General features: G+C 64.4%; 16 protein-coding genes. 9 read left to right on the plus strand and 7 right to left on the minus strand.

Features of this window, described 5'->3' with window-relative positions; translation table 11 throughout:
- Nucleotides 1–59 precede the first annotated feature (59 nt).
- A complete protein-coding gene (pyrG, locus tag EDE08_RS07095) occupies nt 60–1,691 on the plus strand; it encodes a CTP synthase (protein WP_131868229.1) in 1,632 nt (543 codons plus the stop codon).
- 4 nt (nt 1,692–1,695) lie between these two features.
- Here pyrG and EDE08_RS07100 read toward each other — a convergent pair whose 3' ends face one another.
- From EDE08_RS07100 to EDE08_RS07110, 3 genes are all read right to left on the minus strand, one after another.
- Nucleotides 1,696–2,358, minus strand: coding sequence for a class I SAM-dependent methyltransferase (locus EDE08_RS07100; protein WP_165935734.1), 663 nt, complete (start codon nt 2,356–2,358; stop codon nt 1,696–1,698).
- Nucleotides 2,359–2,469: 111 nt separating this feature from the next.
- Nucleotides 2,470–3,846 (minus strand): sensor histidine kinase, encoded by a 1,377-nt coding sequence (locus tag EDE08_RS07105; protein ID WP_131868231.1) that lies wholly within the window; start codon nt 3,844–3,846, stop codon nt 2,470–2,472.
- Complete coding sequence (locus tag EDE08_RS07110; protein ID WP_061881837.1) at nt 3,843–4,517, minus strand: response regulator; 675 nt, start codon at nt 4,515–4,517, stop codon at nt 3,843–3,845. Before EDE08_RS07110 ends, EDE08_RS07105 begins: the two co-directional genes overlap by 4 nt.
- 188 nt (nt 4,518–4,705) lie before the next feature.
- Between EDE08_RS07110 and EDE08_RS07115 the strand changes: the two genes are divergently transcribed.
- The 3 genes from EDE08_RS07115 (at nt 4,706) to EDE08_RS07125 (ending at nt 7,212) form a co-directional block, all read left to right on the plus strand.
- On the plus strand, nt 4,706–5,032 hold the full coding sequence (locus tag EDE08_RS07115) for an NIPSNAP family protein (protein WP_061881836.1): 327 nt from the start codon (nt 4,706–4,708) through the stop codon (nt 5,030–5,032).
- A 126-nt stretch (nt 5,033–5,158) separates the two neighbouring features.
- A complete protein-coding gene (gene kdsA / locus EDE08_RS07120) occupies nt 5,159–6,007 on the plus strand; it encodes a 3-deoxy-8-phosphooctulonate synthase (protein WP_131868232.1) in 849 nt (282 codons plus the stop codon).
- Complete coding sequence (locus EDE08_RS07125; RefSeq protein ID WP_131868233.1) at nt 6,007–7,212, plus strand: MFS transporter; 1,206 nt, start codon at nt 6,007–6,009, stop codon at nt 7,210–7,212. The genes kdsA and EDE08_RS07125 overlap by 1 nt, the downstream gene beginning before the upstream one ends.
- A 593-nt stretch (nt 7,213–7,805) precedes the next feature.
- Here EDE08_RS07125 and EDE08_RS07135 read toward each other — a convergent pair.
- Nucleotides 7,806–8,339, minus strand: a complete 534-nt coding sequence (locus tag EDE08_RS07135; protein WP_131868335.1) for an SH3 domain-containing protein — start codon at nt 8,337–8,339, stop codon at nt 7,806–7,808.
- Nucleotides 8,340–8,944: 605 nt separating this feature from the next.
- Here EDE08_RS07135 and EDE08_RS07140 point away from each other — a divergent pair.
- On the plus strand, nt 8,945–10,786 hold the full coding sequence (locus EDE08_RS07140; protein ID WP_245524717.1) for a lytic transglycosylase domain-containing protein: 1,842 nt from the start codon (nt 8,945–8,947) through the stop codon (nt 10,784–10,786).
- Nucleotides 10,787–10,907: 121 nt separating this feature from the next.
- Here the strand turns inward: EDE08_RS07140 and queF are convergent, their stop codons facing one another.
- Entirely contained in the window at nt 10,908–11,360 is a 453-nt protein-coding gene (gene queF, locus EDE08_RS07145; protein WP_165935733.1) for a preQ(1) synthase, read from the minus strand.
- 51 nt (nt 11,361–11,411) lie between these two features.
- Nucleotides 11,412–12,389, minus strand: coding sequence for a Vgb family protein (locus tag EDE08_RS07150; protein WP_131868236.1), 978 nt, complete (start codon nt 12,387–12,389; stop codon nt 11,412–11,414).
- Nucleotides 12,390–12,563: 174 nt separating this feature from the next.
- On the opposite strand from EDE08_RS07150, the gene eno reads away from it, so the two are divergent.
- The 4 genes from eno to EDE08_RS07170 all read left to right on the plus strand — a co-directional run bounded on the left by eno (nt 12,564) and on the right by EDE08_RS07170 (nt 16,869).
- Nucleotides 12,564–13,847, plus strand: coding sequence for a phosphopyruvate hydratase (gene eno / locus EDE08_RS07155; protein WP_131868237.1), 1,284 nt, complete (start codon nt 12,564–12,566; stop codon nt 13,845–13,847).
- 44 nt (nt 13,848–13,891) lie between these two features.
- On the plus strand, nt 13,892–15,025 hold the full coding sequence (locus EDE08_RS07160; protein ID WP_131868238.1) for a zinc-binding dehydrogenase: 1,134 nt from the start codon (nt 13,892–13,894) through the stop codon (nt 15,023–15,025).
- Nucleotides 15,026–15,142: 117 nt separating this feature from the next.
- Nucleotides 15,143–16,141 carry an MBL fold metallo-hydrolase gene (locus EDE08_RS07165; protein WP_131868239.1) on the plus strand — a complete coding sequence of 333 codons (999 nt, stop codon included), beginning with the start codon at nt 15,143–15,145 and terminating at the stop codon, nt 16,139–16,141.
- Nucleotides 16,142–16,317: 176 nt separating this feature from the next.
- Nucleotides 16,318–16,869 carry an NADPH-dependent FMN reductase gene (locus EDE08_RS07170; protein WP_131868240.1) on the plus strand — a complete coding sequence of 184 codons (552 nt, stop codon included), beginning with the start codon at nt 16,318–16,320 and terminating at the stop codon, nt 16,867–16,869.
- Nucleotides 16,870–16,965: 96 nt separating this feature from the next.
- On the opposite strand, the gene acmB is transcribed toward EDE08_RS07170, so the two are convergent.
- Nucleotides 16,966–18,159, minus strand: coding sequence for a methyl acetate hydrolase AcmB (gene acmB, locus EDE08_RS07175; RefSeq protein WP_131868241.1), 1,194 nt, complete (start codon nt 18,157–18,159; stop codon nt 16,966–16,968).
- Nucleotides 18,160–18,170: the final 11 nt, after the last annotated feature.

Genomic DNA, 18,170 nt, shown 5'->3' on the forward strand with positions numbered 1-18,170 from the left:
TGGGGCGGAATACGAATCGCTTTGGCGAATCGAATTTAGGGGATTAGAGGTTAAGTCCCATGGCGCGGTACATATTCATCACCGGCGGCGTGGTTTCTTCGCTCGGCAAGGGTTTGGCTTCAGCGGCACTCGGTGCCCTGCTGCAGGCCCGGGGCTACAAGGTCCGCCTCCGCAAGCTCGACCCCTATCTCAACCTCGATCCCGGAACGATGTCGCCGTACCAGCACGGCGAAGTGTTCGTGACCGATGACGGCGCGGAGACCGATCTCGATCTCGGTCACTACGAGCGCTTCACCGGCCGGCCGGCGACCAAGGCCGACAACATCACGACGGGGCGCATCTACCAGGACATCATCTCCAAGGAGCGTCGCGGCGACTATCTCGGCGCGACCATCCAGGTGGTTCCGCACGTCACCAACGCCATCAAGGAATTCGTCCTCGACGGCAATGACGATTACGACTTCGTGCTGGTCGAGATCGGCGGCACCGTCGGCGACATCGAGGGGCTCCCGTTCTTCGAGGCGATCCGCCAGCTCAAGAACGAGCTGCCGCGCGATCACGCGGTCTATATCCACCTCACGCTGCTGCCCTATATCCCGAGCGCCGGCGAGCTCAAGACCAAGCCGACGCAGCACTCGGTGAAGGAGCTGCGCTCGATCGGCATCCAGCCGGACATCCTGCTCTGCCGCACCGACCGCGAGATCCCGAAGGAGGAGCGGCGCAAGCTCGGGCTGTTCTGCAACGTGCGCGAAAGCGCCGTGATCGAGGCGCGCGACGTCGACAACATCTACGCCGTGCCCGAGGCCTATCACAACGCGGGCCTCGACGACGAAGTGCTCGCCGCCTTCGGCATCGCCTCGCGCATTCCGCCGGAGCTGCGCAGCTGGCAGGAGATCAACGAGCGCATCCGCAACCCCGAAGGCAACGTCACCATCGCCATCGTCGGCAAGTACACCGGCATGAAGGATGCGTATAAGTCGCTGATCGAGGCGCTCTCGCATGGCGGCATCGCCAACAAGGTGAAGGTCAATCTCGACTGGATCGAGAGCGAGATCTTCGAAAAGGAAGATCCGGCGCCGTTCCTCGAGCACGTCAACGGCATCCTGGTGCCCGGCGGTTTCGGCCAGCGTGGCGCGGAAGGAAAGATCAAGGCGGCGCAGTTCGCACGCGAGCGCGACGTTCCCTATTTCGGCATCTGCTTCGGCATGCAGATGGCGGTGATCGAGGCGGCGCGAAACCTGGTCGGTATCGAGGACGCCAACTCCACCGAGTTCGGCCCGACCAAGGAGCCGCTGGTCGGCTTGATGACGGAATGGCTGCGCGGCAACGAGCTCGAGAAGCGCTCGCAGGCCGGCGACCTCGGCGGCACGATGCGCCTTGGCGCCTATCCCGCCGCGCTCAACCGCGGCAGCCGCGTCTCTGAGGTTTATGGCGGCGCCACCGAGATCTCCGAGCGCCACCGCCATCGCTACGAGGTCAACACCGCCTACAAGGATCGCCTCGAGCAGCACGGCTTGAAATTCTCGGGGCTCTCGCCCGACGGCGTGCTGCCTGAGATCGTCGAGTACGAGGATCACCCCTGGTTCATCGGCGTCCAGTTTCACCCCGAGCTGAAGTCGCGGCCGTTCGAGCCGCATCCGCTGTTCGCCTCGTTCATTCAGGCGGCGATGGTGCAGTCGCGGCTGGTCTAACCGCTCAGCGCGCGGCGGAGTGGTCGCGCGCGTGATGCATCGGCGCCGGCGCGACCCGCGCTGATGGTTGAGGCGCAAGCGATCCCGTTATCAACTTCATCTGTGGCCGCCGCGTCAGCCTGTAGACGGCGGCAGGCGGCACGTTCAGCAAGGCGCGATCAACGAGCTTTGCGCGCAGGCCCAGCCGGTCGAGCAGGGGCCGCGGCACCGGGCAGCTCATGCCATAGGTGAACTGGTAGAAGGCGCCACCGGGACGGACATAACTGAACGCGCCGCTGAGGATCGAGATGATCTTGCGCCGCGACATGTTGAGCAGCGGCAGGCCGCTCACGACCGCGCCGACGGGGGCGCCGTCATAGAGGGGCTCGGTCGTAAGCCGGCCTGCGTCCATCCACAGCACGCGCGCCCCGGGAAAGCGCACTTGCAGGAGCTTCATGAAGTCGGAGCCGTATTCGATCAGCGTGAGATCCTGCGGCCGGACGCCGCGTTTGAGCAGCTTGTAGGTGAATGCGCCGGTGCCGGGCCCGAGCTCGAGAATCGGCCCAGTCGATGCGCTGATCTCGCGCGTGATGAGATCGGCGAGCGCCGCACCCGACGGCGCGACTGCGCCGATCCGACGCGGGGACGACATCCAGGACAGGAAGAAGGAAAGGAAATCGTTGGGCATGCGCACTCCGGCATCTTGGTTTGCACCTCGAAAGATCAGAGGTGAGACGGATGCAATGTTGCGGAGGTGCATTGCGACTGCATTGCGCTTCAGCGGCGAACGCGGATTGAATCAACTTAGTCGGACCGGCGGCAGCGTCATCCGAAAACAGGCTCCGCCCTCCGGCCCGTCCGCTACGGAGACCTGGCCGCCATGCAGTTGCACGATCTCGCGCACCATGTTGAGGCCGAGGCCGGCGCCGCGATCGAGCGGCGTCAGCCGATAGAACGGCTCGAAGATCTGTTCGCGCTGATCGGCAGGAATTCCGCGGCCTTCATCCGTGACCTCGATAGTCGCGGGCCTGCTGACGCGAATCCCGATCGCGCCGCGGCGTGGGCCGTGCTGGATCGCATTCTGCACGAGATTGGTCAATGCGCGCTCCAGGGCTGCCGCATCGCCTGTCGTCTCGACCGGTGTCGCCGGCGCATCAAGCGCCAGCTCGTAGCCGGCGGCAATCGTCAGCGGCGCGAGGTCGGCGGCGACGCTTTGCGCAACGGCGGCGAGATTGACGCTGGTGAAGGGATGGCAGCAACGGTCGAGCCGCTGGATATCGAGCAGCTGGTCGGCGAGCGTCGCCAGCCGTGCGGAATCTTCCAGCAGGCGGGTCTTGTCCGGTCCTGGGGCAAGCGATTCCAGCCGCGTGTTCAGAATGGCGATCGGTGTGCGAAGCTCGTGCGCCGCATCCGCGACAAACCGCCTCTGGCGGGTATAGCCCTGGTCGAGCCGCGCCAGCGCGTCGTTGATTGCGGTCACGAGCGGCAGCACCTCCAGCGGGATCCGCTCCACCGGAAGCCGCGCGCCGCGCTGATGAATATCGATGCGCCGTGCCTCGTCCGCTGCAGAATCGAGCCCCCTGAACGTGCTCCGCACGATCATCGGCGTTGCGATGAACGTCGCCGTTCCCATCAGCAGCAGGCCGGGCAGGGCAATGCCGAGGAACGCGAGTGAGGTCGTGAACAGCGCCTTGGCGCCGGTGAGACGTCCTTGCGTTGCGGTGATGATCTGCACATTGCCGGCGTCGGCGTCGACCCGCTTCAGCCGCGCCGCCGGCTTGCGCGGATCGTCCTCGAGCAGCTGCCAGCCGAGCCGCGCCTGGCTGATTTGGTCGAGACCACCGCCGATCGTAGCGAATTCGGCCGGCACGGAGCCTTCGCTGAGCGAACGCCCCAGCCGGTCGCGCACCAGGAACCAGAGGTCTGGCGTCTCACTCCGCAACTGTTTCAGCTCGGCCGTCGGCCGCAAAGCCAATCCGCCTTGCGCGTCGCGCGTGAGCGCGCGCTGGACGACATCGATGACGCGGTCCTCGTCCCTCTCGGCCAGCACGAAGCCGGAGGCGCAAAGGCCGGCGAGGACGATTGCAACCAGCGCGACCAGGATCGCGGCCTGAAGCGAGAGCAGGCGCCAGCTCAGCCGCGAGCGCAAGCAATAGGGATCGTCGTGTTCGCTCATGGCAACTTCTTGAGCAGATAGCCGACGCCGCGAATGCCGTGGATCTCGATACCCGCATCGGCTTCCGCGAGCTTTCGCCGCAGCCTCGAGACGTGCGTGTCGAGCGCGTTCGACTGGATCTCGTCGTCGAAATTGTAGACCGCCTCTTCCAGCGCCGAGCGCAGCACGGTTCGGCCCATGCGACGAACCAAGGCTTCCAGCACCAGGAGCTCGCGGCGCGGCAGCTCGAACGGCTGGCCGTCGATGCTGGCCTCGCGATGGCCGACATCGAAGGCGAGGCGGCCCGCGCGGATGATTTCGGGGGAGAGGCCGGCGGGCCGCCGCAGCACTGCGCGCAGCCGCGCCAGCAGTTCCTCGACTGCAAACGGTTTTGCCAGATAGTCGTCGGCGCCGCCGTCGAGCCCGGCGATGCGGTCGGCGAGCTCCCCGCGCGCAGTCAGGACGATGATCGGTACGCCGTCGGCGCGCGCGCGGAGCTTTGGGATCAGGGCAAGGCCATCGCCGTCGGGAAGCTGGCGGTCGAGCAGGACGGCGGCATGGACGTCGGCGGAAATGGCCTCCTCCGCCTCGGCGAGCGTCGGGGCATGGTCCACCACCATGTCGTAGCGCTTCAGCGCCGAGGCCAGCGCGCCGGCCATCTCCGCTTCATCCTCGACGAGCAAAATCCGCATGTAGCAGGCACCCGAACCGCAACTGAGCCTTTCTAGCGGCCCGATCATTGCGGCAGCATTGCGGGAGTCTGATGCAGCGCCGGAAGCTCAAGCCATGCGCAGAACGCCACAGGGGCGGCCGGGCCGGGCTCAAGACACCGTCGGGGCCAGCCGCTATAACCGCCGGACCTGTTCAGGGAGGAACATGAATGATCTACGAAATGCGCGTCTATCGCTGCGTGCCCGGCCGCCTGCCGGCGCTCTTGAGGCGGTTCGAGACCGTCACGCTGAAGCTTTGGGAGAAGCACGGCATCAAGCAGGCCGGGTTCTTCACGACGCTGATCGGCGAATCGAACCAGGAGCTGACCTATTTCCTGGCCTGGGAGTCGCTTGCCGAGCGCGAGACGAAGTGGGGCAAGTTCATGACCGATCCGGACTGGATGAAAGCGCGCGCCGAGAGTGAAGCCGACGGCCAGATCGTCGGCAATATCGTCAGCCAGCTCCTGACGCCGACTGCCTTCTCGGCCGTGAAGTAGGAACCTGCCGATGCAAGGGCGGCGCCGGCGGCCCCGGCGCAACCCTGATATTCGGGCCGCCCGGACCGAATAGGGTTGATCCGACCTTCGTGGGGGCTATGGTCGCGCCGAAACGAGGGATTTGTCTTGAGCTCTTCGAAGTCAGCGGCGCCGGTCGTCACCATTGGCACGGTCAAGTTCGGCAATGATCTGCCGATCTCGGTCATTGCCGGACCGTGCCAGCTCGAGAGCCGCCAGCATGCGCTGGAGGTCGCCTCCGCGCTGAAGGAGATCGCCGCGCGGCTGAACATCGGCCTCGTCTACAAGACCTCCTTCGACAAGGCCAACCGCACCAGTGCATCGGCGGCGCGCGGGCTGGGCCTCGCCCAGTCGCTGCCGATCTTCGCGGAGATCCGATCCGCGCTCGGCCTGCCGGTGCTGACCGACGTGCACGAGGCCACGCAATGCGCCGAGGTGGCGCAGGCCGTGGACATCTTGCAGATCCCCGCCTTCCTGTGCCGCCAGACCGATCTCCTTCTCGCTGCGGCCGCAACCGGCAAGGTCGTCAACGTCAAGAAGGGCCAGTTCCTGGCACCCTGGGACATGGCCAATGTCGTGAGCAAGATCACCGGCGCCGACAATCCCAACGTGCTCGTCACCGAGCGCGGCGTCTCCTTCGGCTACAACACGCTGGTCTCCGACATGCGCGCGCTGCCGATCCTGGCGCGTACCACCGGCGCGCCCGTGATCTTCGACGCCACCCATTCCGTGCAGCAGCCCGGCGGGAAGGGGACCTCCTCGGGCGGCGAACGCGAATTCGTGCCGGTGCTCGCACGCGCGGCCGTTGCGGTCGGTGTTGCCGGCGTGTTCATCGAGACACATCCTGATCCCGACCGCGCGCCCTCGGACGGACCGAACATGGTGCCGCTACGCGAATTCGAGGCGCTGATCGCCAGGCTGATGGCATTCGACGCGCTCGCAAAGAAACCGCGCTGATGCAGGAAGGCGAGGCGCGGCCGCACGATCACGGCTTGCCGACAGCGCTCTACGTCATATCAGGCGCGAGCTTCGCCGCTGCGCTCTCGGCGCGCGCGCTCGATCCGGTGCTGCCGCACGTCGCCGAGGATTTTGGCGTCAGCATCGCCACCGCCGCGGGCTTTGCCGCGGTGTTCGCTTTTACCTTCTCGATCATCCAGCCGATCATCGGCGCCGCCGCCGATCTGTTCGGCAAGACGCGGCTGATGATCGGCTGCCTCGCGCTGCTCGGCCTTGCCAACATCCTCGGCGCGCTCTCGTCCTCGTTCTCGGTTTTGTTCGCGACCCGCATCCTCGCCGGCATCGGCTCCGGCGGCGTGTTTCCGGTGGCGCTGAGCCTCACCAGCGATCTCGTCGGGCCCGACAAACGCCAGGTCGCGATCAGCCGCACGCTCGCCGGCGCCATGACCGGCAATCTGCTCGGCGCCTCGGCTTCCGGCCTGATCGGCGATTTCCTCGGCTGGCGTGGCGTGCTGGCGGTGCTCGGCGCGCTCGTGATCGTCGCCTCGATCGCCGTTGCGGCCGGCTTCCGTGGCGCCAGGGTCAAGCATCCGCCGAAGACGAGCCTGTCGGCGCTGAAGGCCGGCTATCGCACCATCTTCACCAACCCGAACGCCTATGTCTGCTACTCGGCGGTGTTCATCGAAGGCTGCTGCGTGCTCGGGCTGTTTCCCTACATCGCCTCGTTCCTGTTCGAGCTCGGCCAGACCTCGCTGTCGATCGCCGGCATCGTCATCGCCGGCTTTGCGGTCGGCGGCCTGTTCTACACGCTGACGGTGTCGCGCCTCCTGCCTTGGCTGGGCGTGAAGGGCATGATGATCGCGGGCATGACGCTGGTGGCCTCGCAGCTCGTCGCCGTGGCCTTCGGCCCGCGCTGGGAGGTTCAGGCGCTGAACCTCGTCGTCATGGGATGGGGCTTCTACATCGCCCATGGCTGTCTCCAGGTCTTTGCCAGCGAGCTTTCGGTCGAGGCGCGTGCCACCGCGCTGTCGCTGCATTCGTTCTTCTTCTTCATGGGGCAGACCGTGGGGCCGCTCGCCTATGGCTTCGGGCTCCAGCACGCCGGCAAGATGCCGACGCTGCTAGTGAGCGCCGCGATCATGGTGGTGCTGGGCCTCGTCTGCGCGCAGCTGCTCAAGCAGCGCGCGCCGGCGGATGCGCGATAGCGGAGAGAGATCCCAAGAGTTATCCTCGTTATCCTCGTGATGCTTCAAATAGCGCGCGTTCATCGTTCACGGACGTGACCAATTGACGCGAACGCCATCTGCGTTTGTTGGTACGTTTTCGCACCGACGGAAGATCAAACGCATACGCGCGCTTCCGCTCTCCTGAACTGTCCGCCGTACGAGTGGGCCGCTGTTCGCGCAGCAGCCCACTGAGATCGCGCAACTACCGACAGACGCGCACCCGCGTCACGACTCGTCGGCCGTGATAGCCACGTTTCACAACGGTGCGAAGCTTGCAAACTTTCCGAGGATGATACCAATGGCGATGGTGAGAGTGATGGCGATGCTGGACCTGCATCAGGTCGGAGGCTGCGGCCGGAGCGATCGGATTCGCCGGAGCGGCGTTGGCGGGAGCGGAAAAGGCTCCGACAGTGAGCAGAACGGCCACAGCGAGACAACGAGAGAGTTTCTTCATGAAGTATCCTTGCAAGCGCCCCCGTCGCCAGTGTTACGTTCGCGAGTGAATGTGAGATGAACGGTGTGCTCGTGCGGAGTTGCGCCGCGCGGATCTGCCGCATGATCTTTCCCGCTCTTCAAAACACTTCACCGGGATATACGCCCCACAGTCTGGATTGCAGAACGTAACCCGAGAAAGTCTCTGCTCGAACGTAGCACCACCTACCAGCGCACGTATCCACCCTGACGAGAACACGCGGCTCGACGACGGCGTTGACCGCGGCGTTCGATCTGGAATGCTTCCGAAGCCGCACCGGCTTGGCTGCTGACCAGGGAGCAACCAACGCGGTCCTCCGACTGGACAGCAATGCGGCTAAAATCCAGCCTTCTTCGCCATCGGCGTCGCGGATGCGTCGCCAATTGCCGAACTCCGCGAGTATCTCCACGGGCAGATTCCGGCGAACAAACGTCCATCGCAGGGGATAGTCGACGCCGGGTCCCGCACGGACGTTGGCCGGCTTGCTCTTGACTGAGACGAAGCGGGGTATCGGAAGGCCGCTCCGGTCGCCAAGCTCGGAGCCGGACGCCGAGCCGAGCAAGCCTCCAAGCAAGATCGATACGAGAAGTGCTTCGGCCCTGATCAAGCTTCGCAGCAGCCGCTGATCGCACATCCTCCATTTGGAAATTCTTGATCGTCTCGACGCGTTCACGTGCCGGTCCTTCTACCGATAATGCCGCAAGGATTCCGATGGTAGAGATGACTCCCGAGCACCCGCTTGCGCGAAACATTGGATACACCGGGCGCGAGCCAATTGTGATCGAGTTCTGTACGGTAGAGAACAAAGGACACCATGGGATCGAAAGGCATCGGGCACTTCGCGTGCTGTAGTTAACCATCCTTGCAGGCTCGCCAAGCTTTTGCCGCCGTTCGATATTGAGTTCGATCTCTCCCGGCTCCTCACAATTCAAGCAGAGCTTCATGCATCAGATGCATTGCGTTGGCTTCATCCGAATCTCGTTCCTTGCGAGCGTGGCGCTGCTGGTTGCCGGCTCGGCCGCTATTGGCGTTCCGAAGGCGCATGCCGAGGCTCCCGATGCAATCAGCCGGCTTCTCTCATCGACGAAAGCGGCGACGCGTTCCCGGACCGTTGCGCCGACTTCGCAGCATCCTAGGCCGAGGTCTCGTCCCGCTCATCCGACGGCGGATGCGCCGTCTGCTACAGGTCTCGACAGCTTGAAAGAGACAATTCGTCTTGCCCGTCACGGGAGGGTGGCGATGGCGATCGAACGCAGCGAGCGAATTAGCGATCGGGCAAGCCGAAAGCTTGCGGAGTGGGTCATCCTGCGTTCCAATTACGATGCCATCGATTTTGAGCGTTACGCCTCATTCATGCGCGCCAATCCGTCGTGGCCGAGCCTCGATCTTTTTCGAAGACGTGCGGAGGCCCGGCTCTGGTTCGAGCGGCGCGAGCCCCGAACCGTCCTGACGTTCTTCTCTCAGCGGAAACCGTTGGGGCCGTTGGGCCAACTTGCGCTTGCACGAGCCTTGTCGGAGCGCGGTAATCAAGCCGAAGCCCGAAAATACGTCCGGGCTGCCTGGCATAAAGGCAGTTTCTCCGCTCAGTATGAGACGCAGATACTAACGCGGTTCGGGCACCTCCTCACCGCCGTCGATCACAGGGCCCGGATGGACTCGCGTCTTTACGCGGACGACATCACCGGAGCCGTGCGTGCGGCGAACCGCCTCACCTCCGCCGACCGCACAATTGTGAAGGCGAGGGCAGCCCTAATCCGAAACGCCAAGACCAGCGGTGCCTTACTCGATGCGGCATCGGCGATTGCAGGTGCTGATCCTGCCTTGCTTTTCACCCGCGTCCAGTGGCTTCGTCGCAACGACCGCATTGCAGAGGCTGCACAACTGCTGCTTTCGGCCGACCGTCGCATATCCGTTGCCGATCATGCGGATACTTGGTGGGTCGAGCGCCGCATCCTGGTGCGCCGACTGCTCGACGACGGCAAGGCGCAGATTGCCTACCGAATTGCTCGCGATGCCGCTTCCCCTTCCAGGGAGAGCCTCCGCGTCGATCAATCGTTCACGGCGGGTTGGATCGCGCTACGATTTCTGAACGACCCCGACGTGGCCGCGCAGCACTTCGCCCGCATCTCGGGGATGACGACCCATCCGACCTCGCTCGCGCGTGCGGCGTACTGGCTCGGACGTGCTGCAGAGGCGAGCGGGCATAGCGAGAAGGCGCAGGGCTACTATGCCGCCGCGTCGAGACGCACCGCCGCCTATTACGGCCAATTGGCCGGCGCCCGGTTGGGTCGCCGCGCAATTTCGTTGCCTCGACCGCCAGGCCTTGGTCCGAGAGAGCGCGCAAAATTGTCTCAAAACGATCTCGTTCGCGCAGTCGAACTACTCTACGCGACAGGCAACAACGATCTGGTGATCCCGTTCGTCGCCGACGTCGGCCGTTCCGCCGATATTGGCCTGCTGGCGTTCTTGGCCGAAACCGTCGCCAGGAGGCGGGATGCACGCGCCACGCTTGCAGTCGGCAAGAGCGCACTGGCGCGTGGCCTTGCGCTCGAGCGGTATGCGTTTCCCAATTTCGGCCTGCCCAACTATGTCCCCGTCGGCCCGAACGCGGCTGCAAGTCTCGTCTACGCAGTGGCGCGGGCGGAAAGCGCTTTCGACAGGCGCGCACAATCTGCGGCAAAGGCTTCGGGACTGATGCAGGTGACGCCCGCGGCAGGCCGCACGATCGCCCGCCGGCTGGGTATCGCATTCGATCCCGGAAGGCTGCGAACCGATGCAGCCTACAACGTGCAACTCGGATCGGCCGAACTCGCTGATCTTCTCAGGACATATGATGGGAACCACGTCCTTGCCCTCGTCGGCTACAATGCCGGGCGCGGGCGCGTCAAGCAATGGATCGCGCGCTACGGCGATCCTCGCGATCCGACCGTCGATGTAGTCGACTGGGTCGAACGTATCCCTTTCACTGAGACGCGCATCTATGTGCAACGTGTGATGGAGAATCTTCAGGCCTATCGGTCGCGCTTCAACGAACGCGCACCTCCAAGCATTGAGGCGGACATGCGAGGAGCCAACGGGTGAGGTCGCAGGCTTTGCCTCCATACATGCATCGCGTGACCGCGACCAGACGAATCATGAGTGAGATAGGTCGCCGGTCGGCCCAAGGGCCGCCTTTGTTTCGACACGAGGCGCCTCAGAGAGACTACCCGCGCCCGCGATATGGCGCGACGCCTTGCTCGGGCACCCACAGGCCCTTCGGTACGCGGCCGGTCTGCCAGAACACGTCGATCGGGATGCCGCCGCGCGGATACCAGTAGCCTCCGATGCGCAGCCATTTCGGCTTGATCTCGCTGGCGATACGCTTGCCGATCATCACGGTGCAGTCCTCGTGGAAGGCGCCGTGATTGCGGAAGCTCGCGATGTAGAGCTTGAGCGATTTGGACTCCAGCAGCCACGCGCCCGGCGCGTAGTCGATCATCAGATGGGCGAAGTCAGGCTGGCCCGTGACCGGGCAGAGCGAGGTGAACTCCGGCACGGTGAAGCGCACCAGATAGTCGGTGCCCTTTTGCGGATTGGGCACGCGGTCGAGCTGGGCTTCTTCCGGCGCGTGCGGCCACTCGACCGCCCGGCCGAGCTGGAGGGATTTCTTCGCCATCGTCGTCACATCCTGTTTCGGGTGCCGGGATGGACGCAAATGCCGCTGCCGTCAACCGCCCGCGATCGTCTGGATCATGACGATCCGGTCGTTGCCGGACTCGCAGCCCCACAGCTCGCCCGGACGGCCGTCGAGCTGGCGCACATTGGCGTTGGCCTTGTCGCTGGCGAGGACGTTGAACTTCTCAGTGGCGGGATCGAAACGCACGATGGCGTTGGCCGAAAAGTCCGTGAGCCAGACCTTGTCCTTGTCGTCGACGTAGACGGCGTAGGCGCGGGGGCGTTCGCCCGGCAGCTTCCACGTCTTCCAGGAGCCATTGGCGGGATCGTGCACCGAGACGTGGCCGCTGTTCCACTCGCTGACCCAGATCCGCCCTTTCGAATCCGACCAGACGCGCCGCGAACCCTGGTTCGGCGTCGGCGGCTCGACCACGGTCGCATTGCCGCTTGCGAGGTCGATCCTCGCGATGTGGCTGCCGGCGAGTGAGGCGTACCAGACCTCGCCTTTGGGCGTGACCGTGATGCCGTAGGGACCGACGCCCTTCGGCGCCTTGAACATATTCATCTCGCCGGTCTTCGGCGCGAGCCGGCCGTAATAGCCGGACTGGCCGGTGAACCAGTAGGTGCCTTCCTTGTCGAACACGCCGGTGTTGAGATTGGCGTAGGCGAACTTTTCCGGCAGGCGGAACAGCGTGACCTTGAGATCGGCGGGGTCGACCCGCGCGATCGCGTTCTGGCCGCCTTCGGTGATCCAGGGCGCTCCATCGGGGCCGATGGTCACGCCATGCGGCGCTGCGCCCTGGCCGAGGCTGACCGTCCTGAAACTGCCATCCCGGGGATCGAGCCTGCCGAGCAGGCCCTTACCCTGCGCCGTGAACCAAACCGCGCCATCAGGTGCGGGCGTGAGATCATGCAGGCCGATGCCCGGGCTGATGGGATAGTATTTTGTCCGGAACGGGGCTTCCTGCGCAAACCCTGGGCGGGCGATGAGCAGCGCGGCGCTCGAAGCAAGAAACTGGCGGCGATTCATGGCGTTACCCCGACTGTTTCAGATTGAGGTTGGGCACGCGGACCAGATACGGTCGAACATAATCCGAGGCGCTTCATGCGTCAGTCGAAGCGGCTCTTCCAAGCGTTCACATTTGCTTGCGGCCCGTGTAAGACCCGCGGCACCGATCAGCTCTAACGAACGGAAGTGGACATCATGACCGCCATCATCGACATCATCGGCCGCGAAATCCTCGATAGCCGGGGCAATCCCACCGTCGAGGTCGATGTCGTGCTGGAGGACGGCGCGCTCGGCCGCGCCGCGGTGCCGTCGGGCGCCTCCACCGGCGCCCACGAGGCCGTGGAACTGCGCGACGGCGACAAGGCCCGCTATCTCGGCAAGGGCGTGACCAAGGCGGTCGGCGCCGTCAACGGCGAGATCTTCGAGGCCCTGAGCGGCCTCGATGTCGAGCAGCAGGCCCAGATCGACCAGATCATGATCGACCTCGACGGCACGCCGAACAAGAGCCGGCTGGGCGCCAACGCCATTCTCGGCGTCTCGCTGGCCTGCGCCAAGGCCGCCGCGAACTCGCTCGACATGCCGCTCTACCGTTACGTCGGCGGCACCTCCGCGCGCCTGCTGCCGGTGCCGATGATGAACATCATCAATGGCGGCGTGCACGCCGACAACCCGATCGACTTCCAGGAGTTCATGATCCTCCCCGTCGGCGCGTCGAGCTTTGCCGAGGGCCTGCGCTACGGCGCCGAGGTGTTCCACACACTGAAGTCGGAGCTCAAGAAGGCCGGCCACAACACCAATGTCGGCGACGAGGGCGGCTTCGCGCCGAACCTGCCGTCGGCCGACGCCGCGCTCGACTTCGTCATGAACGCGATCGGCAAGGCCGGCTTCAAGGCGGGCACCGACATCGTGCTCGGGCTCGACTGCGCCTCGACCGAGTTCTTCAAGGACGGCAAATACGTCTATGAAGGCGAGGGCAAGACCCGCTCGATCTCCGAGCAGGCCAAGTACCTTGCGGACCTCGTCTCGCGCTATCCCATCGTGACCATCGAGGACGGCATGTCGGAAGACGACATGGACGGCTGGAAGGAGCTCACCGACCTGATCGGCAAGAGGTGCCAGTTGGTCGGCGACGACCTCTTCGTCACCAACGTCAAGCGCCTCGCCGACGGTATCAAGACCGGCCGCGCCAACTCCATCCTGATCAAGGTCAACCAGATCGGCACGCTGACCGAGACCCTTGCCGCCGTCGAGATGGCGCACAAGGCCGGCTACACCTCTGTCATGTCGCACCGCTCCGGCGAGACCGAGGATTCCACCATCGCCGACCTCGCGGTCGCCACCAATTGCGGTCAAATCAAGACCGGCTCCCTTGCACGTTCCGATCGCACCGCCAAATACAACCAGCTCCTGCGTATCGAGCAGCAGCTCGGCAAGCAGGCGCTCTATGGCGGCAAGGCGGCACTGAAGGCGCTGGCATAAGCTGGCGCCGGGACCCGCGAAAAGACGGACAGGGGAGGATCGACATGAGCGAGGGCAAGACCGGCCTGCAACTGCGTTCGCTGCTGAAGAAGAGCGGCGAGCTGGAATTGTCTCTCGTCAATATCCCGACGCCCGAACCGGCCGACGATGAGGTCGTGGTCCGCGTCGAAGCCTCGCCGATCAACCCCTCCGACCTCGGGCTCCTGATCGGGCCGGCCGACATGTCGGCCGCCAAGGCTTCCGGTACCAAGGAGATGCCGGTCATCACGGCGACGATGCCGGAAGCTGCGATGCGGATGATGACGGCAAGGTTCGATCAGTCGTTGCCGGTCGGCAACGAGGGCGCCGGCACGGTGATCAGGACCGGATCGTCGGACGCGGCGAAGGCGCTGATGGGCAAGACGGTGTCGATGATCGGCGGCGCGATGTACACGCAGTACCGCGTGCTCAAGGTCCGCGACGTCATGGAGCTGCCGGCGGACACCACGGTCGCGGACGGCGCCTCCTGGTTCGTCAATCCGCTGACGGCGCTCGGCATGACCGAGACGATGCGGCGGGAGAACCACAAGGCGCTCGTGCACACGGCCGCCGCCTCCAATCTCGGCCAGATGCTCAACAAGATCTGCATCAAGGACGGCATCGGCCTCGTCAACATCGTCCGCAGCAAGGAGCAGGCCGACATCCTGCACAAGATCGGCGCCAAATACGTCGTCGATTCCAGCGCGCCTGATTTCATGGACGACCTCACCAACGCGCTGGTCGAAACCGGCGCCACCATCGCCTTCGACGCGATCGGCGGCGGCAAGCTGGCGAGCCAGATCCTGACAGCCATGGAAATCGCGGCCAACAAGACCGCGAAGGAGTACAGCCGCTACGGCTCCAACGTGTACAAGCAGGTCTACATCTATGGCAGCCTCGACACGCGTCCGACGGAGCTGAACCGCTCGTTCGGCCTGAGCTGGGGCGTCGGCGGCTGGCTGCTGACGCCGTTCCTCCAGAAGATCGGCCCGGCCGAGATCGGCCGCCTGCGCCAGCGCGTGGCATCCGAGCTGAAGACCACCTTCGCCAGCCACTACACCAGGGTGGTGTCGCTCGCCGAGGCGCTCGATCCCGCCAACATCGCGGTGTACGCCAAACGCGCCACCGGCGAAAAATTCCTCATCAACCCAAATAAATAATCGCGATGTGCGACGGCACGTCACCGGAGGAGGGTCTTGCCTTCTGAGCGAAGCGGGAGATTATTCCGCCGCCATTGCGGGCGGAAAAACCGCGGGCGCTCAGAAGGGGACCTCTCCATGACTGATCTCAATCGCCGTCATTTGCTCACAGGTGCTGCCGCCCTCGGTGCGGCTGCCGTAACCGGCTTCGGGCCGACTGTTGCCAATGCCTCAGTGCCGCCGGCTGGGACGCAGGCGCCGGGCTTCTATCGCTACAAGGTCGGCAGCTTCGAGTGCACCTCGATCAACGACGGCGCGCGCACCTTCCCGATGCCGGACAAGTTCGTCGTCAACATACCGAAGGACGAGGCGCTGGCCGCGGGCGAGGCGGCCTACATGCCGAAAGGCATGGTCACCGTGCCGTTCAATCCGCAACTCATCAACACCGGCTCCAAGCTCGTGCTGATCGATACCGGCAACGGCGTCGCCAATCTCGAGCCGAGCAAGGGCGCGGTCGGCCGTACGCTGCAGAACCTGCAGGCCGCCGGCGTCGATCCGAAGAACATCGACATCGTGCTGCTCTCGCATCTGCATCCCGATCACACCAACGGCATCCGCCTCGCCGACGGTGCGCTCGCATTCCCCAACGCGGAGATCATGGTGCCCGGCAAGGACTGGGAGTTCTGGACCAGCGCGGACAACACGGTCAAGGCCGAGTCCAATCCGATGATGAAGAACTACTTCGCCAACGTGAAGAAAACCTTCGCCGGCCTCGAATCCAAGGTGACCAAGTACGAGTGGGGCAAGGAGGTCGCGCCCGGCATCACCTCCATCGCAACGCCCGGCCACACGCCCGGGCACACCTCCTTCGCAGTCGCCTCGGGCGACGCCAAGGTGCTGATCCAGTCCGACGTCACCAACATTCCGGAGTTCTTCCTGCGCAATCCGGACTGGCACGTGGTGTTCGACAACGACGCCGCGATGGCACAGGCGACGCGCCACAAGTTCTACGACATGGCGGCAGCGGAGAAGGCGACCGTGATCGGCTTTCACTTCTCCTTCCCATCGGTCGGCCATGTCGAGAAGGACGGCGCCAAATATCGCCTGATCCCGTCGGCGTGGAATCCGACGATCTGATCTGCACGCGACGTTTGCGCGAACGATCGGGCCGCCGCTTGGCGGCCCGATTTGTTTGGGCTGCATTCGCGAAACGCAGCGTTTCCAAATCGGACCAATTCATGCACTTGCATCCATCGGTCCGGTTGGCTTAAGTGCCATCCCGGCACTCCCGCTCAAGCCCTCGAGGACATTCCATGGCCTACAACATCGTCACGATCGCCGGCAGTCTGCGCAAGGACAGCTTCTCGCTCAAGATCGCCAATGCGCTCGCCAAGCTGGCGCCTGGATCGCTCAAGCTTGAGGTCGTCACGCCGGCAGGCATCTCGTTCTTCAACCAGGACTTCGAGGGCGCGCCGCCCGCGGACTGGCTTGCTTTCCGCGAGAAGCTGCAGAAGTCGAACGGGGTGCTGTTCGTGACGCCCGAGTACAACCGCTCGATCCCCGGCGTCCTCAAGAACGCCATCGACGTTGCCTCGCGCCCCTACGGCAAGAGCTCGTTCCTCGGCAAGCCGGTCGGCATCATCTCGAATTCGCCGGGACCGCTCGGCGGCATTGCGGCGGCCAAGCATCTGCAGAACATCCTGCCGGGCATTTCGGGGCCGCTGCTGCAGCAGCCGGAAATCTACCTCAACGGTGTCGGCGATGCCTTCGACGCGGCCGGCAATTTGACCAAGGATTCGCTCAAGACGGTGCTGCAGCAGTACATTGATGCGTTCGCTGCGCATGTAGCGAAAAACCAGGGCTGAGGCCGAACGACGCGCGGCCATACAGCAGGCCTGCATCCCGAAGGAATAGGCCGATCAATGATCGGCCTATCGCGCGGCCCCCCCAGAGCGCAGGATCTAGCTCGCCATGCGCTGCCTGAGGCTCTGGTAGAACGCCGTCTCGAAGTTCATGTAACCGATGAACGACGTTGGATCACCGAACGGGAGAATCTGGGTGGCCCAGAACCCACCGACCCCGTTCTGCCGGTCGATCCAGTAGAACAGGTTGGCGAGGCCGGCCCAGCCAAGCGCGCCGGCGGGACGTCCCGTCGGGGCTTCCTCGTCGTTGATCATGAAGGTCAGCCCCCACGACTTGGACTGGCCCGGGAAGAACTCCGCGTCATTGCACAGCGACGGAATGACGCCGGTGATCGGCGTCACCTTCTTATCGCCGAGATGGTTCTTTTCCGCCATGCGCACGGTTTCGGCCTTCAGCACGCGGCCGTGCTCGCCCACGCCGTCATTCAACCACATGCGGATAAACCGCATGTAGTCGCCGACGGTGCCGTAGAGCCCGTGACCGCCCATTTGAACTTCGGGCTTGGCCGGCAGTTCGAAATCCATCGGCGTCAGCGAGCCGTCGGCACCTCGCGCATGGATGCCGGCCAGCTTTTGCCGCATCGGCTCGGTCAGTTCGAAGGTCATGTCCTTGATCCCGAGCGGTTCGAAGATGCGAGCCTTGAAGACGTCGCCGAGCCGTTGCTCCGCGATGGCTTCGACGATCTGGCCGCACCAATCGATGTTGGTCCCATAGTCCCAGCGCTCGCCCGGATCGAACAGCAGCGGAGTCATCAGGCAGGCTTTGGTCGCGGTGATCACGCTTGGCTGACCCTTTTCCTCGGCCAGCCGATTGTAGGTGCGGTTGATGAAATCGTAGCTCAGTCCCGCGGTGTGAGTCATCAGCATGCGGGTGGTGATATCGCGTTTTGGCGGACGCAGGATCGGCTCGCCCTTCTCGTCAAAGCCATCGATCACCTGGAGCTTGCCAATCTCGGGCGCATAGCGCTTTGCGGGCGCGTCGAGATCGAGCTTGCCTTCCTCGACGAGTTGCAGGACCGCCGTACCGGTGATTGCCTTCGTCGTGGAGAAGATGGCGAAGATGCTGTCGGTCGTCATGTCGGAGGCGGAATCGAGACGGCGCTTGCCGGCCGCGCCCTCGTAGATGTTGCGGTGGCGGTTCGTCACCATCGCGACGACGCCCGGCACGCGCGGCGTCGAGGTAACGACGCCGTCGAGAACGGCGTCTGCCGTCGCGCCAAAATTCATGATCATGATCGTCCTCC

This window comes from Bradyrhizobium sp. R2.2-H (genome assembly GCF_004346455.1).
GTDB classification, from domain to species: Bacteria; Pseudomonadota; Alphaproteobacteria; order Rhizobiales; family Xanthobacteraceae; genus Bradyrhizobium; species Bradyrhizobium diversitatis.